Annotated in this window: 23 protein-coding genes; 8 read left to right on the top strand and 15 right to left on the bottom strand. The window is 66.4% G+C overall.

What is annotated here, in order from left to right:
* Nucleotide 1 precedes the first annotated feature (1 nt).
* Nucleotides 2-1,558, bottom strand: coding sequence for a 3-((3aS,4S,7aS)-7a-methyl-1,5-dioxo-octahydro-1H-inden-4-yl)propanoate--CoA ligase FadD3 (fadD3, locus tag N415_RS19110; RefSeq protein WP_068185384.1), 1,557 nt, complete (start codon nt 1,556-1,558; stop codon nt 2-4).
* Between the two features lie 47 nt (nt 1,559-1,605).
* Here fadD3 and ipdE1 point away from each other — a divergent pair, with 47 nt between their 5' ends.
* Both ipdE1 and ipdF read left to right on the top strand, forming a co-directional pair.
* Entirely contained in the window at nt 1,606-2,766 is a 1,161-nt protein-coding gene (ipdE1, locus tag N415_RS19105; RefSeq protein WP_068185381.1) for an acyl-CoA dehydrogenase IpdE1, read from the top strand.
* Nucleotides 2,763-3,551, top strand: a complete 789-nt coding sequence (ipdF, locus tag N415_RS19100; protein WP_068185379.1) for a (5R,7aS)-5-hydroxy-7a-methyl-1-oxo-2,3,5,6,7,7a-hexahydro-1H-indene-carboxyl-CoA reductase — start codon at nt 2,763-2,765, stop codon at nt 3,549-3,551. Before ipdE1 ends, ipdF begins: the two co-directional genes overlap by 4 nt.
* 9 nt (nt 3,552-3,560) lie before the next feature.
* Here ipdF and N415_RS19095 read toward each other — a convergent pair whose 3' ends face one another.
* Nucleotides 3,561-5,234, bottom strand: coding sequence for a PPE family protein (locus tag N415_RS19095; RefSeq protein ID WP_068185377.1), 1,674 nt, complete (start codon nt 5,232-5,234; stop codon nt 3,561-3,563).
* A gap of 336 nt (nt 5,235-5,570) precedes the next feature.
* On the opposite strand from N415_RS19095, the gene N415_RS31960 reads away from it, so the two are divergent.
* Nucleotides 5,571-5,735 (top strand): hypothetical protein, encoded by a 165-nt coding sequence (locus N415_RS31960; RefSeq protein WP_161630328.1) that lies wholly within the window; start codon nt 5,571-5,573, stop codon nt 5,733-5,735.
* On the opposite strand, the gene N415_RS19090 is transcribed toward N415_RS31960, so the two are convergent.
* Nucleotides 5,709-7,364, bottom strand: a complete 1,656-nt coding sequence (locus N415_RS19090; RefSeq protein ID WP_068185375.1) for a PPE family protein — start codon at nt 7,362-7,364, stop codon at nt 5,709-5,711. The genes N415_RS31960 and N415_RS19090 overlap by 27 nt on opposite strands.
* Nucleotides 7,365-7,894: 530 nt before the next feature.
* Here N415_RS19090 and kstR2 point away from each other — a divergent pair.
* Nucleotides 7,895-8,497 (top strand): TetR family transcriptional regulator KstR2, encoded by a 603-nt coding sequence (gene kstR2, locus N415_RS19085; RefSeq protein ID WP_152531473.1) that lies wholly within the window; start codon nt 7,895-7,897, stop codon nt 8,495-8,497.
* 55 nt (nt 8,498-8,552) lie between these two features.
* Nucleotides 8,553-9,713: a steroid 3-ketoacyl-CoA thiolase FadA6 gene (gene fadA6 / locus N415_RS19080; protein ID WP_068185371.1), complete on the top strand. Its 1,161-nt coding sequence runs from the start codon at nt 8,553-8,555 to the stop codon at nt 9,711-9,713.
* A 24-nt stretch (nt 9,714-9,737) separates the two neighbouring features.
* Here the strand turns inward: fadA6 and N415_RS19075 are convergent, their stop codons facing one another.
* Genes N415_RS19075 through echA20 form a run of 9 tightly spaced genes read right to left on the bottom strand, consistent with a single transcriptional unit; the run spans nt 9,738 to nt 16,027 of the window.
* The gene (locus tag N415_RS19075) at nt 9,738-10,169 is read right to left on the bottom strand and encodes a VOC family protein (RefSeq protein WP_068185364.1); all 432 of its coding nucleotides are present in this window, start codon (nt 10,167-10,169) and stop codon (nt 9,738-9,740) included.
* Complete coding sequence (locus N415_RS30860; protein WP_081665355.1) at nt 10,162-10,638, bottom strand: helix-turn-helix transcriptional regulator; 477 nt, start codon at nt 10,636-10,638, stop codon at nt 10,162-10,164. The genes N415_RS19075 and N415_RS30860 overlap by 8 nt, the downstream gene beginning before the upstream one ends.
* Before the next feature lie 19 nt (nt 10,639-10,657).
* Complete coding sequence (locus N415_RS19070; RefSeq protein WP_068185362.1) at nt 10,658-11,398, bottom strand: hypothetical protein; 741 nt, start codon at nt 11,396-11,398, stop codon at nt 10,658-10,660.
* Nucleotides 11,395-12,042 carry a SatD family protein gene (locus tag N415_RS19065; RefSeq protein WP_068185359.1) on the bottom strand — a complete coding sequence of 216 codons (648 nt, stop codon included), beginning with the start codon at nt 12,040-12,042 and terminating at the stop codon, nt 11,395-11,397. The genes N415_RS19070 and N415_RS19065 overlap by 4 nt, the downstream gene beginning before the upstream one ends.
* Before the next feature lie 59 nt (nt 12,043-12,101).
* Nucleotides 12,102-12,524, bottom strand: a complete 423-nt coding sequence (locus N415_RS19060; RefSeq protein ID WP_081665354.1) for a nitroreductase — start codon at nt 12,522-12,524, stop codon at nt 12,102-12,104.
* A gap of 41 nt (nt 12,525-12,565) precedes the next feature.
* A complete protein-coding gene (ipdC, locus tag N415_RS19055) occupies nt 12,566-13,651 on the bottom strand; it encodes a (3aS,4S,5R,7aS)-5-hydroxy-7a-methyl-1-oxo-octahydro-1H-indene-4-carboxyl-CoA dehydrogenase (RefSeq protein ID WP_068185356.1) in 1,086 nt (361 codons plus the stop codon).
* Nucleotides 13,651-14,391 (bottom strand): cholesterol ring-cleaving hydrolase subunit IpdB, encoded by a 741-nt coding sequence (gene ipdB / locus N415_RS19050; protein WP_068185353.1) that lies wholly within the window; start codon nt 14,389-14,391, stop codon nt 13,651-13,653. Before ipdB ends, ipdC begins: the two co-directional genes overlap by 1 nt.
* Nucleotides 14,388-15,272, bottom strand: coding sequence for a cholesterol ring-cleaving hydrolase subunit IpdA (gene ipdA, locus N415_RS19045; protein WP_068185351.1), 885 nt, complete (start codon nt 15,270-15,272; stop codon nt 14,388-14,390). Before ipdA ends, ipdB begins: the two co-directional genes overlap by 4 nt.
* Nucleotides 15,269-16,027 (bottom strand): (7aS)-7a-methyl-1,5-dioxo-2,3,5,6,7,7a-hexahydro-1H-indene-carboxyl-CoA hydrolase, encoded by a 759-nt coding sequence (gene echA20, locus N415_RS19040; RefSeq protein WP_068185349.1) that lies wholly within the window; start codon nt 16,025-16,027, stop codon nt 15,269-15,271. Before echA20 ends, ipdA begins: the two co-directional genes overlap by 4 nt.
* Before the next feature lie 98 nt (nt 16,028-16,125).
* Between echA20 and N415_RS19035 the strand changes: the two genes are divergently transcribed.
* Both N415_RS19035 and N415_RS19030 read left to right on the top strand, forming a co-directional pair.
* On the top strand, nt 16,126-16,884 hold the full coding sequence (locus tag N415_RS19035; RefSeq protein ID WP_068185589.1) for an SDR family oxidoreductase: 759 nt from the start codon (nt 16,126-16,128) through the stop codon (nt 16,882-16,884).
* Nucleotides 16,885-16,908: 24 nt separating this feature from the next.
* On the top strand, nt 16,909-17,814 hold the full coding sequence (locus N415_RS19030; protein WP_068185346.1) for an SDR family oxidoreductase: 906 nt from the start codon (nt 16,909-16,911) through the stop codon (nt 17,812-17,814).
* A gap of 150 nt (nt 17,815-17,964) precedes the next feature.
* Here N415_RS19030 and N415_RS19025 read toward each other — a convergent pair whose 3' ends face one another.
* Genes N415_RS19025 through N415_RS19015 form a run of 3 tightly spaced genes read right to left on the bottom strand, consistent with a single transcriptional unit; the run spans nt 17,965 to nt 19,980 of the window.
* On the bottom strand, nt 17,965-18,420 hold the full coding sequence (locus tag N415_RS19025) for a nitroreductase family deazaflavin-dependent oxidoreductase (RefSeq protein WP_068185342.1): 456 nt from the start codon (nt 18,418-18,420) through the stop codon (nt 17,965-17,967).
* Between the two features lie 22 nt (nt 18,421-18,442).
* Nucleotides 18,443-18,817 (bottom strand): nuclear transport factor 2 family protein, encoded by a 375-nt coding sequence (locus N415_RS19020; protein WP_068185339.1) that lies wholly within the window; start codon nt 18,815-18,817, stop codon nt 18,443-18,445.
* Nucleotides 18,817-19,980, bottom strand: a complete 1,164-nt coding sequence (locus N415_RS19015; RefSeq protein WP_068185337.1) for a steroid 3-ketoacyl-CoA thiolase — start codon at nt 19,978-19,980, stop codon at nt 18,817-18,819. Before N415_RS19015 ends, N415_RS19020 begins: the two co-directional genes overlap by 1 nt.
* A gap of 194 nt (nt 19,981-20,174) precedes the next feature.
* Between N415_RS19015 and N415_RS19010 the strand changes: the two genes are divergently transcribed.
* Complete coding sequence (locus tag N415_RS19010; RefSeq protein WP_068185335.1) at nt 20,175-21,428, top strand: cytochrome P450; 1,254 nt, start codon at nt 20,175-20,177, stop codon at nt 21,426-21,428.

Here is a 21,428-nt window from a genome sequence, read left to right as displayed (position 1 = left end):
TTCAGGCCAACTCTCGCAGTTGTGGTTTGACCACCTTGCCGCCCGCGTTGCGCGGCAACTCGTCGACGAACCGCACCGACCGCGGCGCCTTGAAGTTCGCCAAATGCTCACGGGTGTAAGCGATCACCGATTGCTCGTCCAGGTCGGAACCGGGCCGGGGCACCACGAACGCGCGCCCCACCTCGCCCAGCCGCTCGTCGGGAACCCCGATCACCGCGGCGTCGGCCACCCCGTCCATCCGCGCCAAGACCTGCTCGACCTCGGCGGGGTAGACGTTGAACCCGCCACAGATGTACATGTCCTTGAGCCGGTCGGTGATGCGCAGGTTGCCCGCCTCGTCGACCGCGCCGATGTCGCCGGTGTGTAGCCAGCCGTCGGCGTCGATTGCCGCGGCCGTCGCCGCGGGGTCGTCGAGGTAGCCGAGCATCACGTTGGGCCCGCGCAGCAGGACTTCTCCTGTTTCGGAGCCCGCTTCACCCGAAGTGCTTGAGTCGATGCGCAATTCGAAGTCGGCGAACGGGCGCCCGCAGGTGGTCGCAACGGTAACCGCGTCGTCGTCGGCGCGGCACATCGTTCCCATGCCGTTGGCCTCGGTCAGCCCGTAGGCGGTCAGCACGATGTCGATGTCGAGCTCGGACTGCATGCGCTCGACCAGCACGACCGGCACGGTCGCCGCCCCGGTCACCGCGAAGCGCAGCGAGCTCAGGTCGTAGTCCTCGCGCGCCGGATGGTCCAACAGGGTCTGGTAGATGGTTGGCGGACCCGGCAGCACGGTGATGCGGTGTCGCTCAATGGCTTGCAGCGCTCGCAGCGGGTCGAAGGTCAGGTGTGGGATCAGCGTCGCGCCGGTCTGCAGGCAGGCCAGGATGCCGGCCTTGTAGCCGAAGTTGTGGAAGAACGGGTTGATGCAGAGGTAGCGGTCGTCGGCGGTGATCTTGCCGTTGGCGGCCCACGACGCCGAGGCCGACAGCGACTGCCGGTGCGCGCACATGACGCCTTTGCTGCGGCCCGTGGTGCCGGACGTGAAGAGGATGTCGCTGACGTCGTCGGGCACGACGTCCGCGGCGCGTTCGGCGACCGCCGCTGTGTCGCTCCCGCGGGCCATGAAGTCGTCCCAGGTGCGGTCGTCTGCCTCGATCGGGATCCGCACGATGTGTCGCAGCGCCGGCAGGCCTGGAGCACCAAGGCGGTCCAGGTCGGCGATGCGATCGTTGCCGAGGAACCGGCCCATGCCGAACAACACCGGCGCGTCCGTGCGCGCGAGGATGTCGGCGGCCTCCGCGGCGGTGTAGCGGGTGTTCAGCGGCACCATCGCGGCGCCGGCGTGGTGAATCGCGAGGCAAGCCACCACCCAATGCCAAGTGTTCGGCGACCAGATGGCCACCCGGTCGCCGGCTTGGACGCCCAGCGCGATGAGCGCGGCCGCCGCGCGGTGCACCTCCGTGCGTAGCTCGGCGGACGTGAAGGACCGCTCCTCGGTGATCAGCGCGTCGTGGTCGGGCAGTTGGTGTGCCAAGCGATCCAGCGCCGCGGGCACGGTGCGGGGATCGGTGGACACTGGAACTCCTTAACAAAGCAAGTGCTTGGTAGGTTAGCCTACAGGGCATGCAGGACGTCGAGGAGTTCCGGGCCGAGGTCCGCCAGTGGCTCGCCGACAATCTGGTCGGCGAATTCGCAGCTCTCAAGGGCCTTGGCGGCCCCGGCCGCGAGCACGAGGCGTTCGAGGAACGCCGGGCGTGGAACCAGCATCTCGCCGAGGCCGGGCTGACCTGCCTGGGCTGGCCGGTGGAGCACGGCGGGCGAGGGCTTTCGACCGCGCACCGGGTGGCGTTCTACGAGGAGTACGCCAAGGCAGACGCCCCGGACAAGGTCAACCACTTCGGCGAGGAGTTGTTGGGCCCGACCCTGATCGCGTTCGGTACGCCGGAGCAACAGCGGCGCTTCCTGCCGCGCATCCTGGACGTCACCGAGCTGTGGTGCCAGGGCTACTCCGAACCCGGCGCCGGCAGCGACCTGGCCAACGTCTCGACGACCGCCGAACTCGACGGCGACCAGTGGGTGATCAACGGCCAGAAGGTGTGGACGTCGCTGGCGCACCTGTCGCAGTGGTGCTTCGTGGTGGCGCGCACCGAGAAGGGCTCCAAGCGACACGCCGGCCTGTCCTATTTGCTGGTCCCGCTGGACCAACCGGGCGTCCAGGTCCGCCCGATCGTGCAGATCACCGGCACCGCCGAATTCAACGAGGTGTTCTTCGACGACGCCCGCACCGACGCGTCGTTGGTGGTGGGCCAGCCAGGCGACGGGTGGCGGGTCGCGATGGGGACGCTGACCTTCGAGCGCGGCGTCTCCACACTTGGGCAGCAAATCCGCTACGCCCGTGAGCTTTCCAACCTTGCCGAGCTCGCGCAGCGTAACGGCGCCGCCAACGACCCGTTCATCCGGGAACGGCTGACGCGGGCGTGGACGGGTCTGCGGGCCATGCGGTCGTACGCATTGGCCACCATGGACGTCGAGCAGCCCGGGCAGGACAACGTCTCGAAACTGTTGTGGGCCAACTGGCATCGCGACCTGGGCGAGCTGGCGATGGACGTGATCGGCCGGACCTCAATGGCGTTGTCAGGAAGTGGGCCCGACGGCGAATTCGACGAGTGGCAAAGGCTTTTCCTGTTCACCCGCGCCGACACCATCTACGGCGGGTCCAACGAGATCCAGCGCAACATCATCGCCGAGCGGGTGCTCGGCCTACCGCGAGAGGTTAAGGGATGACGCTCTCCGAAGCGCCCAAAGAGATTGCCGGACACGGGCTTCTGCAAGGGAAGGTGGTCGTGGTGACCGCGGCCGCCGGAACCGGTATCGGCTCGGCGACCGCCCGGCGGGCACTCGCCGAAGGGGCCGACGTGGTCATCTCCGACCACCACGAACGGCGGCTGGGGGAGACCGCCGACGAACTCGCCGCGCTGGGACAGGGCCGGGTGGAGAAGGTCGTGTGCGACGTGACGTCCACGGCCCAGGTCGACGCCCTGATCGACTCGACCACCGCACGCATGGGCCGCCTCGACGTTCTGGTCAACAACGCCGGGCTGGGCGGGCAGACTCCGGTAGTCGACATGACCGACGACGAATGGGATCGCGTCCTGGACGTGACGCTGACGTCGGTGTTCAGGGCGACCCGCGCGGCGCTGCGGTATTTCCGCGAGGCGTCGCACGGCGGTGTGATCGTGAACAACGCCAGTGTGCTGGGCTGGCGCGCGCAGCACTCGCAGTCGCACTACGCTGCGGCCAAGGCCGGCGTGATGGCCCTAACCCGCTGCAGCGCAATCGAAGCCGCTGAGTACGACGTCCGGATCAACGCCGTCTCGCCCAGCATCGCCCGGCACAAATTCCTGGACAAGACGACCTCGGCCGACCTGCTCGACCGGCTGTCGGCCGGCGAGGCGTTCGGCCGCGCCGCCGAGCCATGGGAGGTGGCGGCCACTATCGCGTTTCTGGCCAGCGACTACTCGAGTTACCTGACCGGAGAAGTGATTTCGGTCTCCAGTCAGCACCCGTGAGCCGCTCGGCTATGGCAACAGCCGACCGAGGCTGAGAAGCCCCGACAAGAAGCTGCCCATGTTCAGCAGCCCCGAGTCGGCACCTATTTGTCCTGATATCGCGGTGAAGGCGCCGGGCAGGCCGGTGTTGAAGAAGCCCGACATACCCAAATTGATACCGCCAGGGTTGGCGATGTTGATGACGTTTCCAATGCCCGAGAAGAACTGATTCGTACCACCGCCGACGGCCGTGTTGGCAATGCCCGAAATGAAGTGCTGTCCGTTGCCGCCGGCCGTGTTGAAGAAGCCCGAGATGCCGGCGCCGGTGTTGCCGAAGCCCGAGTTGGCGAGCCCGGAGTCGGTCACGAACCCGACGCCATTGTTCGTGTTACCCGAATTCCAGAGGCCCGTGTTGAAGCTGCCCGAATTCCCATTGCCTGTGTTGGCGTTGCCCGAGTCCCACATGCCCGTGTTGGCCCCGCCCGAGTTCCCGAAGCCGGTGTTTGAGCCGCCCGTGTTCCCGAAGCCGGTGTCCACGGTGCCCGCGTTCCCGAATCCGGTGCTCAGGCTGCCCCCGTTCCCCATGCCGAAGTTCGCGACACCCGAGTTCCCGATGCCAATGTTGTTGGGGAGGGCTGTGCCATTGGCAAACGTATTGATGCCGGAATTGAACAGGCCGATGTTACCGGTGCCGGAGTTGAAAAAGCCGATGTTGTTGTTGCCAGAGTTCCCGAAGCCGATGTTGCCGGTGCCGGAGTTCAGGCCGTTAAAAGTGAACTGATTGGTCGCCGTGTTGAAAAAGGCATTACCGATGCCGATCTCATTGTTGCCGGTAAGCCCGAAGCCAATATTGTTGTTTCCGGTGTTTCCAGCGCCCATATTTCCAATGCCATTGTTTCCCAGGCCCACGTTGTTACTGCCGGTGTTGCCAATGCCCATGTTGTGGCCCGCGTTCATGGCGATGCCATTGTTTCCGAACCCGACGTTTCCGAAGCCGAAGTTTCCGGAACCGGAGTTGTTGTTGCCCGTGTTCCCGCTGCCCATGTTGTTGTTGCCGAGGTTCCCGCCGCCGACGTTTCCGGCGCCGGTGTTGCCGTTACCGACGTTGCCGGTGCCGGTGTTGCCTAGGCCGATGTTGCCGTTGCCCTTGTTGCCGATGCCCAGGCTGGGCAGCCCCGCCAGGATGTCCTGCAGACCCTGCGCGGGCGCCAGCTGCGCGGCGGCCGCCGAGGCCCCGGAGTAATAGCCCGACATGGCCGACACATCTCGCGCCCACATCTCCTCGTACTCGCCCTCCAGCTCGGCGATCGCCGGCGCATTGAGGCCGAACCAATTCGACATCACCATCTGGACGAACGAGTTCCGGTTGAGGTCCACCATGAGCGGGTGGACGGTAGCCGCCTGGGCGGCCTCGAAGGCGCTAACCACCGCGCGGGCCTGCCCGGCCGCACTCGCGGCCTGCGCCGCTGCTGAATTCAACCACCCGGTATATGGACTGGCCGCTGCCGCCATCGCCTGGGACGCCGGCCCCTGCCACGCTTGACCGACTAACCCGGATGTCACGGACGAAAACGACGATGCCGCGCTTCCCAGCTCCGAGGCCAACCCGTCCCAGGCCGCCGCCGCCTCCAACATCGGCGCCGAGCCCGCGCCGGAAAACATCAGCAAAGAATTAATCTCCGGGGGCAACACCATGAAACTCATTACCGTGACCTCCTGACCATTCAGCAACCGCGACGGCAAACCACTGATCTATGGGGGCACGGTCGGAAACGACCTGGGTCTTCCTGCACTGGGCCCTTAATCGCTCTAATCGGGCAGGTCCCCACGCTTTGGACATTACAACGCCGCCGTGGGAACCGCGGGCGTTTCAGTGACAATGCCCGCTGGTGGCAGAAGACGAGTTAAACCGCAACCTGGCTGTCACGCCGCGTTCGTGTTTGGGCCCTTCACTGCCGCGCTGTGGCATAAAAGCCGGCGACCATGCCGTGCGGATAAACGCCGTCTCGCCCGGCATCGTCCGGCAAAGTTTATGGACAGATGACATCGGCCGAACTGATCGACCGGCTGTCGGCCGACCAGGCGTTCGGCTGCGCTGCCGATCCGAGGGAAATCGCGAGCGCGTTTCTGGCCAGCTACTACCTCAGTGACCTGACAGCAGAGGTCATTTCGGTCTCGTTACGGCAACCGACTGAGGTTAAATAAGCCCGATATGGTGGTGCCCACGTTGAAGAAGCCGGAGTCGTAGCCGCTAGCCGCGCCCAAGAATGGGTTCTGGCTCTCGGGGATGCCGTGGTTTCCAATGCCCGAAACATGGAAGCTGCCGAAAGCACCGCCGGTGGCGGAGTTGAAAAAGCCCGACATGAAGCCGTTGAAGCCCGGGCCGCTTGCCGTGTTGAAGAAGCCCGACACATCGTCGCCGGTGTTGCCGAAGCCCGAATTGGTGAGGCCGGAGTCGGTGGTGATCGCGACGCCCGTGTTCGTGTTGCCGGAATTCCAGAGTCCCGTGTTGACGAAGCCCGAATTCCCGTCGCCCGTGTTGAGGTCGCCCGAATTCCAGCTGCCCGTGTTGTCGCTGCCCGCGTTACCGAAGCCGGTGTTCTCGCCACCCGAGTTCCCGAAGCCCGTGTTGTACGCGCCTGTGTTCCCGAAACCCGTGTTTCCAACGGCCGAGTTGCCGAAGCCGACGTTGCTGCTGCCCGAGTTCCCGAAGCCGAAGTTGTTGAAGTGGTTCAGCGATGAGGGCGTGTTGCTGCCCGTATCGAAGATCCCGATGTTGCCGCTGCCGGAGTTGAAGAAGCCGATGTTGCCCGTGCCCGAGTTCCCGAAGCCGATGTTGCCGGCACCCGAGTTCAACCCGCCGAAGTGAAACTGGTTGGTCGCTCTGTCGAAATACGTATTGCCGATACCGATCTCGCTGCTGCCGGAAAGCCCAAAGCCGATATTGTTGTTCCCGCTGTTCCCACCGCCGATGTTCCCATTGCCCAGGTTTCCGCCACCATAGTTCCCGCGGCCGGCGTTTCCGAAGCCGAAGTTGTTGTTGCCGACGTTGCCCATGCCCACGTTCGGGCCCATGGTGCTGCTGGCAATGTTGTTGTTTCCGAAGCCGATGTTTCCCACACCAGAGTTTCCGGCGCCGAAGTTGTTGTTGCCGGTGTTTCCGGCACCAACGTTGGAGTTGCCGAAGTTCCCGCCGCCCAGGTTGGAGCTGCCCTGGTTGCCGCTGCCGACATTGCCGCTGCCGGTGTTGCCGGTGCCCAGGTTGCCGTTGCCGATGTTGCCGATTCCAAGGCTGGGCAGGTTCTGCAGCAGGTCCTGCAGCGTGGCCGCGGGCACCAACTGCGCGGCGGCCGTCGACGCCCCGCCGTGGTAGGCCACCATGGCGGACACGTCCTGGGCCCACATCTCCTCGTACTCGCCCTCGAGCTGGGCAATCGCCGGCGCATTGAGCCCTAGCCAGTTCGACATCACCAGCTGCACAAACGAATTGCGGTTGAGCTCGACCATCAGCGGGTGCACCGTCGCCGCCTGCGCCGCCTCGAAGACGCCGGCCACCACGCGGGCCTGCAGGGCTGCACCGGAAGCCTGGGCCGCCGCCTGACTGAGCCACCCCGCATACGGTGTTGCCGCGGCCGCCATCGCCTGAGATGCCGCACCTTGCCACGCCTGGCCGGTCAACCCCGAAGTGACCGCCGAGAACGACGACGACGCCGATCCCAACTCCGAAGCCAAACCGTCCCAAGCCGCCGCCGCGTCCAGCATCGGCGCCGACCCGGCGCCACTAAACATCAGCAGAGAATTGATTTCTGGCGATAGCACCGCAAAGTTCGCCATTGCAGACTCCTACGCGTTTCCCTCGTTGGCGTGGCAAGTACAGCCGGTCCGGTGCACGACTGCTTTCAACGAGCGGCCCGGAACACGACTCGAGGACAGCGTGTGTCGGCGGGCTGGCCCAAAGCATCGGGAATTTTCCCTATTTTTGGGTCAGCGACGCGATTCGCTGTGGCCGGAGTCAAATTTGTCGGGTCACGCGGCGGACCGTGTGATCGGCGGCAACGCGACTGCAGCCGTGCCTATCCGGAGAGGAGTCGAGCGAGGCTGAAGAGACCCCCGAACTGGGTACTCATGACCGTTGAACTCCACGCTTCGACCCATTTACCGCGTCGGGCTGGCCCGAATGTCGGTGAGATTACGACGCTGCCGCGGGTTTCTCCCGGTTTTGGCTGAAATTTCCCTCAGTTCGAAACCCGCGAATTTCCCGTTACCGTCGCGCGGAAACGCGAGCTACCGAGGCCGCGTCGGTGATGGTGGCTCAACCGGCGGCCTCGCTGGCCGAGCAAGCGCTTGGTTGATACCCTGATCGGGTGGACCGAGTGACCGGTCAGGCTAACAGCCGGCGAGACGAGTTGCTTGCGCTCGCCGCGACCATGTTCGCCGAGCGCGGTCTGCGCGCCACCACCGTGCGCGACATCGCCGACGGCGCGGGCATCCTGTCCGGCAGCCTCTACCACCATTTCTCCTCCAAAGAGGAGATGGTCGACGAGCTGCTCCGTGAATTCCTGGAGTGGCTGTTCACCCGCTACCGCGAAATCATCGACAGCGAGCCCAATCCGCTGGAGCGGCTCAAGGGGCTGTTCATGGCGTCGTTCGAGGCGATCGAGGATCGCCACGCGCAGGTCGTCATCTACCAGGACGAGGCCAAACGGCTGCTATCGCAAGCGCGGTTCTCCTACATCGAGGACATGAACCGCCAACAACGCAAGATGTGGGTCGAGGTGCTCAATCAAGGCATCGACGAGGGCTGCTTTCGGCCCGACCTCAATGTCGACCTGGTCTACCGATTCATCCGTGACACCACCTGGGTGTCGGTGCGCTGGTATCAACCCGGCGGACCGCTCACCGCACAGCAGGTGGGTCAGCAATATCTCGCCATTGTCCTTGGCGGCATTACCAAAGAAGGAGTCTGAAACATGGCCCGTGTCGGCGACGATGCAGAGCGAAGCGATGAGGAGGAGCGACACAATGGCTGAGGCGTACGTCATCGATGCTGTGCGTACCGCGGTTGGCAAGCGTAACGGCGCACTGGCCGGGATACATCCCGTCGACCTGGGCGCCCTTGGGTGGCGCGGACTGCTTGACCGAGTCGACGTCGACCCCGCCGCCGTTGAGGACGTGATCGCCGGGTGCGTCGACGCGATCGGCGGGCAGGCGGGCAACATCGCCCGCCTCTCGTGGCTGGCCGCCGGCTATCCCGAAGAGGTGCCGGGCGTCACGGTGGACCGACAGTGCGGTTCCAGCCAGCAGGCGATTTCATTTGGTGCGCAGGCGATCATGTCGGGAACGGCAGACCTCATCGTGGCCGGCGGCGTGCAGAACATGAGCCAGATCCCGATCTCGTCGGCGATGACCGTTGGCGAGCAGTTCGGGTTCACCTCGCCCACAAGCGAATCCAAGCAGTGGCTGCACCGCTACGGTGACCAGGAGATCTCCCAGTTCCGCGGTTCGGAGATGATCGCCGAGAAGTGGAACCTGTCCCGCGAAGAGATGGAGCGGTACTCGCTCACCAGCCACGAGCGCGCGTTCGCGGCGATCCGCGGCGGACACTTCGACAACGAAATCATCACTGTCGAAACGGAATCCGGACCGTTCCGGGTCGACGAAGGCCCGCGTGAGTCGTCGCTGGAGAAGATGGCCGGCCTGAAGACGCTCGTCGAGGGCGGTCGGCTGACGGCGGCGATGGCCAGCCAGATCTCCGACGGCGCCAGCGCGGTGCTGCTCGCCTCCGAGCAGGCCGTCAAAGACCACGGGTTGAAGCCCCGAGCCCGCATCCACCACATCAGCGCCCGCGCCGCCGACCCGGTGTTCATGCTGACCGGGCCCATCCCGGCCACCCGCTACGCACTCGAAAAGACCGGGCTGTCAATCGAAGACATCGACACCGTCGAGATCAACGAGGCGTTCGCGCCGGTGGTTCTGGCGTGGCTCAAGGAGATCAAGGCCGACCCCGAGAAGGTCAATCCCAACGGCGGCGCGATCGCCCTGGGTCACCCGCTCGGCGCCACCGGGGCCAAGCTGTTCACCACCATGCTCAACGAGCTCGAGCGCATCGGCGGCCGCTACGGTCTGCAGACGATGTGCGAGGGCGGCGGCACGGCAAACGTCACGATCATCGAGCGGCTCTAGTCCCTGCGCCGAGCGGGCGACTGATCAGCAGCGTGCCGGATCAAACTCGAGCACCTGGGTGAGCCGAATGTTGTTGCCGGACGGGTCGCGGAAGGAGCTGTCGATACCGTAGGCCTGCGGCGTGGGCGGATCGTTGAATGTGACACCGCGAGCGGACAATTCGTCGTAGGCGGCTTGGCAATCGTCGGTCTCCAGGAACAAGGTGCCACCGGCTCCCTTGGCAACCAGCTCGGCCAGTTGCGCACTGGCCGCAGCGTCGAGCATCGGCGGGCCCGGCACGGGCATCAGCACCAGCCCGACGTCGTCCTGCTCGGCGGGCCCGACGCATAACCAGCGGAAGTTCCATGCCTGCATCGTTACGTCAGCCCGAACTTCCCAGCCGAGCGTTTTGGTGTAGAACTCCAGCGCCGCCTCTTGGTCGTGCACCCAGAACTGGGCGTTGGCAATCTTAAGCATCGGCTCTCCTGTCATGGTTGCGTTGCATTGACGCTACGGCCGGCGTGGGTTCGTCGTCTTCTCGAAACGTGCGGTTTCGCGGTCGCCCGTAAGCCAGGGCTACACAGCGGGGAATTCGTATGTGACGCTCGGCCGGTGGGAAGCTGGCCCGATAGGTCTGTGGCGTCGCGCCGAACATGCGGCGAAAGCTTGTGGTGAACGAGCCCACGCTTTCCCAACCCACGGCAATGCAAATGGCGGCCACCGTCCAGTCGGTCGTGCGTAGCAATGCCGCGGCTCGTTCCAGTCGCCGTGTCAGCAGGTACTGGTGCGGCGACTCGCCGAACGCCCGCTTGAACCGTCGACTGAAGTGCGCCGGAGACAGGCCAGCGGCCGCCGCCAGGTCGGTGACGCAAAGCGGTTCGTAGTAATGCGCGTCGACGAGGTCTTTGGCCCGCAGCAGGTGCCGGGCTATCGGTGCAGATGCCACCTCTATAGTGTGCCCGCCATCATCGCGCGGCCAGCACCAGCGCGATTCCGCCCAAGGCCAGCAGCCAGCTGGTGAAGCTGCCGACCAGAAAGTATTCGGTCACCTCGTCGATGCCGACGTCGCCGTTGCGGTTCTTTTGGGCGCTCAGCTCGGGAAAGCGGATGATGCCCTTGGCGGCTACGACGGCGCTGGCCGCGGCCACCTGCCCGCCGACGCCGAGGCTCAGGATCAGCAGGCGTTCCATCGGGCCCAGCAGCCGGCCGCCCTTGAGTCGGTCGGATGGCTGCGGCTCACCGGCCGGGCGCACCGCACCCACCGAGCCAAGCACGAGGCGCACCAACTGATTTCCGGTGGCGAGCTGCACCAGCACCACGGCGACGATCATCAGCAGCCGGGTGGGCGTCACGTTGCTCAGCGGCAGTTGCGCCCAGGCGGACCACCGCGCGATCAGGCCGTGGACGGGAGAGGACCAGCCGGACAACCCGATCAGCAATACCAGCGCGGCGGCGAACACGGCCAACGGGGCTGCCTGTCGTTTGCCGCTGCGCTCGGCGCGCAGGCACAGCCACTCCCACACGACGGCCGCGGTGGCCGCCAGTACGAGCAGCGGGATATCGCCGCGATGCCACAGCGCACCCAGCGCCGCGCAGCCCGCCACCACGATCGGCGCGATCACCACAGGGAGCCACGCCGTGCGGACCGCCCGCCGACACAGGTCGGCGATCCCGAGCGCGATCAGCAGCACCGCGACGGCGCTCATGGCAGAGTCCGAAGATATTGGGAGGCACGGACAATGAGGTCCAGACCGTCACGGGCCGCCCGTTGGGACACCGCGGACGGGCTGATGCCCTCGGCCGCGGCGAGTTCCTTCTTGGTCTGGCCCGCCATCAAGCCCCTCACAATCCGTAACGATCTTTCATCGAGCGATCCAAGCAGATGGTCCCGACAAATCAGGGCGGCGTTGACGGCGGCGACGTCGGTGCGATCGTCCTCGTCCGCCCGGAATGTGGTGCGCACCAGCGTGAAGCCGGGCTGCCGCTGGGACTCCGCCGTCTGCTGGATGGCCGCCCGGGCGGTCCACCAGCCCGGGCCGTCCTGGATCCGGGCGTCGGCGTCGAGGATGGCGACGGTACCCCAGCCGATCCCGAACCGGACGTCCGTCTCGGGGGCAAGCAGCAGGCGCACCGTCAATGCGGCGTCGATGGCGGCACCCAGGGTGGGGTAGCTGCCCTGGAACTCATCGCCGACGGTGAAGGCGGGCGGGTCGAGGGCGCCGTCGGCGACCTGCCGCAGGGCGGTGGCGACCCGCCGATGCAGCGCAGGCCGGTCGCGCGCACGCCGGGACCCGACGACGTCGCCGATCATCGTCGCACGCAGTGAAGGTGTGGCCTTCACCATTGTCATATGAAGACTATAGCTTCATTTATCCCGAATTTAGAAGATACCTTAATCGAGACTCGAGGTCAGTTAGTTGCCTGGTCCGTGAGCTTGAGGTATCCGTCGATGCCGACACGCTCGAAAGTGCGCCGACGCGGGGCCGACAGCATGGGCAGCGCCGTCGTCGCGTCGATGATCTCGGGCTGCCCCACCTCGTAGTCGTGGCCTTGGGACGCGATCGTCGCACGCCCCGCCGCGCGGACGTTCTGCAACCAATCCACGTCGGTGCCATAGGGCAGCGGTACGACGAAGCCGTCGGCGATGCGCTCGGCCACCACCGGCGTGGTGTACTGCTTGCCGGAGCGCCGCCCGGTGTGCTTGATCGCGGCCGCGTACCAGTGCTTGTGGCCGGCCAGTTGCACCATCAGCGGGTTGAGCAGGTATTTGTTCGAAGCGCGAACGGCGTTCAAGAGCGGAGTGGGCCAGGATCCCGGTGCCAGCGTCATCATGCATCCAGGATGACGCCCCGCCCCGGTCGCGGCCAGGGTCCTTAGTCCACCGCTGACGGTTCTTCGACCAGCGCCGTCGCGGCCTTCAAGTGGGCGATCGCGTCGCGGACGATCGATTCGATCAGCTCGGCACACGACGGCAAGTCGTCCAGGATGCCGGCCACCTGACCAGACGCCAGCACGCCGGCTTCGGTGTTGCCCTCGACCAGCCCCGCCTTGAGCAGCATCGGGGTGTTCGCCGCCATCACCACCTGCGACCAGGTCAGCTCCTTGCCGTGGCGCATCGCCAGGCCGTCGCGGATCATCGAGGCCCACGTCATCTGCGACATGCTCTTGAACTTCGCCGCGTTGCGCACCGCCGCCGCCAAACCCCTTACCGGCGAGCCGCTTTCCAGCTTCTCGACCAGCCCGGTGCGCAGCACCCGGTGCGGCATGCCGTCGACTCGCGTGGTGACGACCGTGCCGTCCAGCGCGGCCTCGAGGTACCGCCGTTTGACCGCGTCGGGCACGGTGGAATCCGAGGTGAGCAGGAACCTGGTGCCCATCGCCACACCCGCGGCGCCGTAGGACAACGCCGCCGCGAGACCACGCCCGTCGAAGAATCCGCCCGCCGCGATCACCGGGATCCCGGTGCCCTGCACGGCGTCCAGTACCGACGGCAACAGCAGAGTCGTCGCGACGGGCCCGGTGTGCCCGCCGCCCTCGCCGCCCTGCACGATCATCGCATCGGCGCCCCAGCCCGCGACCTTGCGCGCGTGTTTGGCTGCACCGATCGACGGGATGACCACCGCCCCAGCATCTTTGAGCCGGGCGATCAGCTCTTGTTTGGGTGCCAACGCGAACGACGCCACCTTGACGCCCTCTCGGATCATCAGCTCGACGCGGTCACCCGCGTCGGCGGCGTCGGCGCGGATGTTCACGCCGAACGGCTTGTCGGTCGCGGCCTTGACCTTCTTGATGGCCGCCGCCAACTCGTCCAGGGTCATCGTCGCCGAGGCCAGGATGCCCAGCCCGCCCGCATTGGCCGTGGCGGAAACCAGCCGGGCACCGGCCACCCAGCCCATGCCCGTTTGCACCACCGGATGCTCGACGCCGACCAGCTCGGTCAGCGGTGTGCGCAGCCTCATTAGCGGATCTCTCTGTCGCGCAGCGCTTTCGGATCGATCACGTCGCGGATCAGGCGCAGCTCGTCGTCGGTCGGCAGCCGGGTTTCTTGCGCGTCGTCGAGGCCGTCCACCTCGAACGACGTGTTCTCCCGGACGTCATCGGGCGACACACCGGGGTGTAGGGACACGGCCCGCATCGTCCTGCCGGGCCCGTTGAAGTCGAACACCCCGAGGTTGGACACCACCCGATACGGGTTGGCGAACCGGAACGCCGGGTTGTTCGGATCGATCTTGTCCCAGCCGATGCCGCACACCACGTCGACCGCCTCGCAGAACACCCGCTTGGAATGGTTGCCCACCCAGTAACTGGTCGAGTGGTTGATCGCATTGCCGGGCGCGCCGCGCAGGCCGAACATCTGCCGGGTAGGGTGCTGCAGCGGACCGAACGCCGAGATGTTCTGATTGCCAAAGCGATCCACCTGATTGGCGCCCATCACCACGTGGCGGCGCCCCCAGGCCAGGGTCTCGAAGACGCGGCCGAAGGGCATCCAGCCTTCGATCGCGCCGGTCTTGCCCAGCGCCGGGGTGTCCGCCAGCAGCTGCGCCTCGCCGTCGGTCAGCAGGATGTCCGGCGAGAATGTAAGCCGGGCCAGCCGCGCACCGACGGACGCCATGTTCGTCATCGGGCTGATCATGATTTCGCCCGCGTCCCTGAACAACTCGGCGCAGGCGACCGCGCACACCTCGGCTCGGGTGCTCATTTCGCGGCCTCCTCTGCAAATGCGCGAACCGCCGCCTGGTAGTCGTCCTCGCCGCCCGAGAGGTAGGTCTGGACGAAAGTTTGCCAGCCCTCGTCGGTGGAGGCCGCCTCGGCGTAGTGTCGCTGAAACTTCTCGTCGCGGCCGTAATCCGGTGCTGCGGTGGTGAAGTGGGCCCCGCCGGGCGCCTCCACGACCGCGTCGACCATCATGCGGTTCACCAGCAGCGCCTGGGGTGGGACAGCCTTGACGAGTTCCTCGGTCGATACGACGCGCTCCACCGACAGGTAGCGCTTGTCGGCCGCCATCAGGAAGAGGTCGTCGAAGTAGGGGTCGATGCCGCTGTAGGCCGCATTGCCTTGGCTGTCACCGAGATTGAGGTGCACGAAGGCGGCGTCCAGGCGCAGGGCGGGCATCGCGAGCAGCGTTTCGTGCCCGCCGCCGGGCGCCGGGTAGGGGCTGGTGACCGTCTGCAGCTCGCCCTCCCAGAAGTCGGGAACCGAACTGCCCAGCCCGGCGCGAATCGGCAGGAACGGCAGGCGCTGCGCCGCCGCCTGTAACCCGCAGCGCAGCATGCCCTCGTCCATCTCGCGCGCTTCGATGGCGCCGCTGGTGCGGGCCTTGGCGAACCACGGGTCGTAGAACGGCGCGGAGTCCAGCGACACGAAGCCGTAGTAGACGCGCTTGACCTTGCCCGCCGAGCACAGCAGCCCGAGGTCGGGTCCGCCATAGGTGACAACCGTCAGGTCCGTGACGTCGGTGCGCAGCATCGCCCGCACGAAGGCCATGGGCTTGCGCCGGGAGCCCCAGCCGCCGATGCCGATCGTCATGCCGCTGCGCAATTGTGCGACGGCGTCGTCGAGGGTGGTCCGCTTGTCGCTCACGACTTTTCACCCTTCGTCGTGCCGGCGAACGCGTCGCGGTGCTCGTCGGCCACCCCGGCAAGGTTGAGCTCGAACGTAAACCCTTGTTCCATGCGATAACTCGAGTTGACCCGCTGCACGTCGATGAGGTTGAGCGCCTCCTTGGCCGCGCGGATGACGCGGGTGTCCTTGGTGGCGATGTCGCGGGCGACCCGTAAAGCGGCCTCGTCCAGCTGATCCCGGGGCACCACCTCATGCACGGAACCGAAGTGATGCAGGGTGGCGGCGTCGACGGTGGCGGCGGTGAAGAACAGCCGCCGCATCAGGTGCTGCGGCACCAGCCGCGACAGGTGCGTCGCCGCGCCGAGCGCGCCGCGTTCGACCTCCGGCAACCCGAACGTGGCGTCGTCGGAGGCCACGATGACGTCGGAGTTGCCCACCAGGCCGATGCCGCCGCCGACGCAGAATCCGTTCACGGCCGTGATCACCGGCACGGCGCATTCGTAGACCGCGCGGAAGGCGGCGAAGCAGCCGCGGTTGGCGTCGATCAGCGCGGTGAATCCGTCGGTGCGCTGCATCTCCTTGATGTCCACGCCCGCATTGAAGCCCCGGCCTTCGGCCCGCAGGATCACCGCGTGGGTCTCGGGGTTGGCGCCAGCGGCCGTGACGGCGTCGGCCAGTTCGAACCAGCCGCGCGACGGGATGGCGTTGACGGGCGGGTAGTCGACGGTGACCGCGACGATGCCCGGTTCGGTGGTGGTGGTTGTGATGGGCAAGGTGCCACTTCCTTGTGGGGTAACTACCTAAGCAAGCACTTGCTTGGTACGCTAGCACAGTGACTCCCGCCGAAGCAGGCTCGCCCCTTTCGGAAGGCATCAACCTGGGGCTGGCCGGGCGGGTGGTTCTGGTTACAGGCGGTGTGCGCGGCGTCGGCGCCGGCATCAGTTCGGTTTTCGCCAAGCAAGGCGCCACCGTGATCACCTGCGCGCGCCGGCCCGTCGAGGGCTTGCCGTACGAGTTTCACCCGTGCGATGTGCGCGACGAGGAGGCCGTCAAGTCGTTGATCGACTCCATCGTCGACCAGCACGGCCGGTTGGACGTCGTCGTCAACAACGCCGGGGGATCGCCCTACGTGCTGACCGCCGAATCCAGCGCGAAGTTCAACCGCAAGATCATCGAGCTCAACCTCATTGGTGCGCTGCTGGTTTCGCAGTGCGCCAACAACAAGATGCAGGACCAGCCCGGGGGTGGTTCGATCGTCAACATCTGCAGCCTGTCCGGCCGTCGGCCGTCGCCGGGCACCGGCGCGTACGGCGCAGCCAAGGCCGGCCTGGAGAGCCTCACGCAGACGCTGGCGGTGGAATGGGGACCCAGGGTGCGGGTGAACGCCTGCGTGGTCGGGATGGTCGAGACCGAACAGGCCGACCTGTTCTACGGCGACGCCGAGTCGATCGCCGCAATCTCGAAGAATGTGCCGCTGGGCCGGCTGGCCAAGCCGGAGGATGTCGGTTGGGCCGCAGCGTTTTTGGCCTCGGACGCGGCGTGCTATATCAGCGGCGCCTCGCTGGAGGTGCACGGCGGCGGGGAGCCGCCGCACTACTTGGCCAGCACGAACGCGAGCGCGATCAAGTAGAGGAGAAGAACGGGATGGGTATCAATGGGGCTAGTTGACGGCCGGGTCGTCATCGTCACCGGAGCGGGCGGCGGTATCGGTCGCGCCCATGCGCTCGCCTTCGCGGCCGAAGGCGCGCGCGTGGTCGTCAACGACATCGGCGTGGGCCTGGACGGCTCGCCCGCCGGCGGCGGCAGCGCCGCGCAGGGCGTGGTCGACGAGATCACCGCGGCCGGCGGCGAAGCCGTCGCCGACGGATCCAACATCGCCGACTGGAACCAGGCGGCCGGGCTGATCCAGGCCGCCGTCGAAACCTTCGGTGGCCTAGACGTTTTGGTGAACAACGCCGGCATCGTGCGCGACCGGATGATGGCCAACACCAGCGAGGAGGAGTTCGACGCCGTCATCGCGGTGCACCTGAAGGGGCACTTCGCCACCATGCGGCACGCCGCGTCGTATTGGCGGGGGCTCTCCAAAGAGGGCAAAACCGTCGACGCGCGGATCATCAACACCAGTTCCGGTGCCGGCCTGCAGGGCAGCGTCGGGCAGGGTAACTACAGCGCGGCCAAGGCGGGCATCGCGGCGATGACGCTCGTCGGCGCCGCCGAGATGGGCCGGTACGGCGTGACGGTCAACGCGATCGCGCCGTCGGCCCGCACCCGCATGACCGAGACCGTCTTCGCCGAGATGATGGCCACGCAGGACCAGGATTTCGACGCCATGGCGCCCGAGAACATCTCCCCGCTGGTCGTCTGGCTGGGCAGCGCAGAATCCCGCGACGTCACCGGCAAGGTGTTCGAGGTCGAGGGCGGCAAGATCCGGGTCGCCGAGGGCTGGGCGCACGGCCCGCAGATCGACAAGGGCGCCCGGTGGGATCCGGCCGAGCTGGGACCCGTCGTCGCCGACCTGCTCGCCAAGGCGCGGCCGCCGGTTCCCGTTTACGGGGCCTAGCGGGCCGCCCGCGCCAAACGTGAAACTTGTTGCGAGATTTCCGCTGATTTAACGCGCTGGCTTCACGCTCGGCGACGCGGCTCGCACGCCACCCGATCCTGCGGTACACCCAGCCGCGGGCGCGCGCAAAGTGCTTGGCCAGCAGGAGCGTTACGGTTCGCAGATGACGATCGGGATGGTCCGGTCAGTCCAGGACTGGTAGTCGTCGTAGGACGGGTACATGTCAACCAATTGCGGCCAGTAGTGGGCGCGTTCCTCGTCAGTGGCGTCGCGCGCGGTCAGGTCGAGCACCTCTTTTTTGATTTGCACCTGCACCTTGGGGTTGGCCTTGAGGTTCAGGTACCACATCGGGTTCTTGGCGGCGCCGCCCTTGGACGCCGCGACGATCACCCGGTCGCCGTCGCGCAGAAAGTACAGCGGGCTGACGCGGGGCTCGCCGGTCTTGCGCCCGGTGGTGGTCAGCAGGGCGACGGGGATCTTCTGGAAGGTTCCGCCGAGGCCCTCGCCGCCGTTGCGGCGGTACATGAACGTGTTGAGGCGCGACATCCACTTGATGATGAAGTCGGCATATGGCGAGTCGTGAAACCGCGGGGGTGATTTGGGCATGGCTGTAGATCCTACGGGCGGGCTAGCGCTGAATGAATGGGCGCAGACTGGCCCTGATGTGATGGATCAGCCCGTCCTCTTCCGGTATCACGAAGGTCTCGTCGACCCGCGACGCTACTCGCCGCCCGCCGAACGCGACCTTGGTCAGCACGTCGTACACCGCTCGCACCTCGTCGCCGGATACGGTGTACTGCGGCGGCGTCGTGGCCGAGATGATGCGGTATTGCGGTCCGCGATTTAGGCTGCGCCGCAGGTGATTTCCGGAGAATCCGGATTTGAGGCCCACCTCGATCCGGACGCAGTCCGGCGCGAACGGGACGGCGTCGGCGTCGTGGGTGACCAGCGCGTCGATGTACGCCTGGGCCGCCGCGATGCGGTCGGCCTCCGAGACGCCCACTAGATACGTTCGATGATGGTGCCGGTGGAAAGGGCACCGCCCGCACACATGGTGATCAGCGCGGTCGTCTGGTCGGTGCGCTCGAGCTCGTGCAGCGCGGTGGTGATCAGCCGGCTGCCGGTGCTGCCCACCGGGTGCCCGAGTGCGATGGCGCCGCCGTTCACGTTCACCCGGTCCATGTCGGGCTCGTGGACCCGCGCCCAGGACAGCACCACCGAGGCGAAGGCCTCGTTGATCTCGGTCAGGTCGATGTCGCCGATCTTCATGCCGGCCTTCTCCAGCACCTTCGCCGTCGACTGCACCGGGCCGTCCAGGTGGTAGTAGGGCTCGGCGCCGACGAGCGCCTGGCTGACGATCCGGGCCCGGGGCCGCAGCCCGAGCGCCTTGGCCTTGTCCTCGTCCATCCACAACACCGCGGCGGCGCCGTCGGAAATCTGCGACGACGTCCCCGCCGTGTGGATCCCGCCCTCGAGGACCGGCTTGAGCTGGCCCAGGCCCTCCATCGTCGTCTCGCGCAGGCCCTGGTCGCGGGAGACCATGTGGCGCTCGCTGGTGGGCTGCTTCTGCTCGTCGAGCACCGGCGCCTCGATCGGCGAGATCTCACGGTCGAAACGGCCCTCGTCCCACGCCCGCTTGGCACGCAGCTGCGACTGGAATCCCCAGGCGTCGATGTCGTCGCGGGTTATGCCGCGACGCTTGGCGATTCGCTCGGCGGCGGTGAACTGGTCGGGCAGGTCGATGTCCCACGACGCGGGCCGCAGGATGCTGCGGTCGGGGCCGGCATTGGCGCCGAGTCCGACGCGGCTCATGGCCTCGATCCCGCACGCGATGCCGACGTCGATGGCACCCGCCGCGATCAGCCCCGCGACCAGGCCGTTGGCCTGTTGGCTGCTGCCGCACTGGCAGTCCACGGTGGTGGCGCCGACGTGCTCCGGCAGTCCGGCGACGAGCCAGCTCACGCGGGTGATGTTGTTGGACTGCTCGCCGTACTGGGTGACGCAGCCACCGACGACCTGTTCCACGTCGCCGGCGTCGATACCGGCCTTTTCGACCAGTGCCTTTTGCACCGCGCCCAGCAGCTCGGTGGCGTGCAGACCTGAGAGCCAGCCGTTGCGCTTGCCGATCGGGCTGCGGGTGGCTTCGACAATTACCGGGTTACCCATGCGGTCAGGCTAGAACACGTTTCATTACTATGACAAGCGACGATGCGTCGGCGCCTTTTTTCTACGGTGGAGGCATGTTTTACTGGCAACAGAGCTCCACTAGGAGAGCTAGTGTCCTGTGATCGCCAGTCACTGGGGAAGTCGCAGAGCCAGTCGCAGGACCAGCATAGGGACCAGCAGTAAGGAGAAGTAGCGTGCCCAGCCCCAACCTTCCGCCCGGGTTCGATTTCACCGACCCGGACATCTACGCGGAGCGGATTCCCGTCGAAGAGTTTGCGGAGGTGCGCTCGACCGCACCGATCTGGTGGAACGAGCAGGTCCCGGGCCACGGCGGGGGGTTCAACGACGGCGGTTTCTGGGCGATCACCAAGCTCAACGACGTCAAGGAAATCTCGCGGCGCAGCGACGTCTTCTCGAGCTACGAGAACTGCGTGATCCCGCGGTTCAACGACGACATCGCGCGCGAGGACATCGAGCTGCAGCGGTTCGTCATGCTCAACATGGACGCGCCGCACCACACCCGGCTGCGCAAGATCATCTCGCGCGGCTTCACCCCGCGGGCCGTGGGGCGGCTGGAGGACGAGCTCCGGGAGCGCGCCCAGAAGATCGCCCGGGACGCGGCGGCCGCCGGTTCCGGGGACTTCGTCGAGCAGGTGTCCTGCGAGCTCCCGCTGCAGGCGATTGCCGGCTTGCTCGGGGTGCCGCAGGAGGACCGCGAAAAGCTTTTCCGCTGGTCCAACGAGATGACCGGAAATGACGATCCCGAGTATGCCGACATCGACCCCAAGACGTCGTCGTTCGAGGTGCTCAACTACGCGATGCAGATGGCCGCCATCAAGGCGGAGAAGCCCGGCGACGACATCGTCACCACGCTGATCAACGCCGACATCGACGGGGAAAAGCTTTCCGACGACGAGTTCGGCTTCTTCGTGATGATGCTCGCGGTGGCCGGCAACGAGACCACGCGGAACTCGATCACGCAGGGGATGATGGCGTTCGCCGACTTCCCCGACCAGTGGGAGCTGTTCAAGAAGGAGCGCCCGGAGACCGCCGCCGACGAGATCGTCCGGTGGGCCACCCCGGTCACCTGTTTCCAGCGGACCGCTCTGGAGGACTACGAACTCTCCGGCGTGCAGATCAAGAAGGGCCAACGGGTGGTGCTGTTCTACCGGTCGGCCAATTTCGACGAAGAGATCTTCGACGACCCTTATACCTTTAACATCCTGCGGGACCCCAACCCGCACGTCGGTTTCGGCGGCACCGGTGCGCACTACTGCATCGGCGCGAACCTGGCCAAGCTGACGATCAACCTGATCTTCAACGCCGTGGCCGATCACATGCCGGACCTGAAGCCGATCTCGGAGCCGGAGCGGCTGCGCTCGGGTTGGCTCAACGGCATCAAGCGCTGGCAGGTGGACTACACCGGTAAATGCCCGGTGGCGCACTGA

This window comes from Mycobacterium sp. UM_CSW (genome assembly GCF_000455205.1).
Classification (GTDB): Bacteria; Actinomycetota; Actinomycetes; order Mycobacteriales; family Mycobacteriaceae; genus Mycobacterium.
Note: the sequence above shows the minus strand (reverse complement) of the source record. Positions and strands in the feature narration are given on the sequence as shown.

Bases quoted from the DNA above. Each gene is read 5' to 3' on its own strand.
- N415_RS19015 (WP_068185337.1), bottom strand. From the start codon at position 19,980: ATGGGTAACCCGGTAATTGTCGAAGCCACCCGCAGCCCGATCGGCAAG.
- ipdF (WP_068185379.1), top strand. From the start codon at position 2,763: ATGACGCTCTCCGAAGCGCCCAAAGAGATTGCCGGACACGGGCTTCTG.
- N415_RS19090 (WP_068185375.1), bottom strand. From the start codon at position 7,364: ATGGCGAACTTTGCGGTGCTATCGCCAGAAATCAATTCTCTGCTGATG.
- ipdC (WP_068185356.1), bottom strand. From the start codon at position 13,651: ATGAGGCTGCGCACACCGCTGACCGAGCTGGTCGGCGTCGAGCATCCG.
- N415_RS19095 (WP_068185377.1), bottom strand. From the start codon at position 5,234: ATGAGTTTCATGGTGTTGCCCCCGGAGATTAATTCTTTGCTGATGTTT.
- N415_RS31960 (WP_161630328.1), top strand. From the start codon at position 5,571: ATGACATCGGCCGAACTGATCGACCGGCTGTCGGCCGACCAGGCGTTC.
- fadA6 (WP_068185371.1), top strand. From the start codon at position 8,553: ATGGCTGAGGCGTACGTCATCGATGCTGTGCGTACCGCGGTTGGCAAG.
- N415_RS19075 (WP_068185364.1), bottom strand. From the start codon at position 10,169: ATGCTTAAGATTGCCAACGCCCAGTTCTGGGTGCACGACCAAGAGGCG.
- ipdE1 (WP_068185381.1), top strand. From the start codon at position 1,606: ATGCAGGACGTCGAGGAGTTCCGGGCCGAGGTCCGCCAGTGGCTCGCC.
- N415_RS19030 (WP_068185346.1), top strand. From the start codon at position 16,909: ATGGGGCTAGTTGACGGCCGGGTCGTCATCGTCACCGGAGCGGGCGGC.
- N415_RS19065 (WP_068185359.1), bottom strand. From the start codon at position 12,042: ATGACAATGGTGAAGGCCACACCTTCACTGCGTGCGACGATGATCGGC.
- ipdB (WP_068185353.1), bottom strand. From the start codon at position 14,391: ATGAGCACCCGAGCCGAGGTGTGCGCGGTCGCCTGCGCCGAGTTGTTC.
- N415_RS19070 (WP_068185362.1), bottom strand. From the start codon at position 11,398: ATGAGCGCCGTCGCGGTGCTGCTGATCGCGCTCGGGATCGCCGACCTG.
- N415_RS19060 (WP_081665354.1), bottom strand. From the start codon at position 12,524: ATGATGACGCTGGCACCGGGATCCTGGCCCACTCCGCTCTTGAACGCC.
- N415_RS19025 (WP_068185342.1), bottom strand. From the start codon at position 18,420: ATGCCCAAATCACCCCCGCGGTTTCACGACTCGCCATATGCCGACTTC.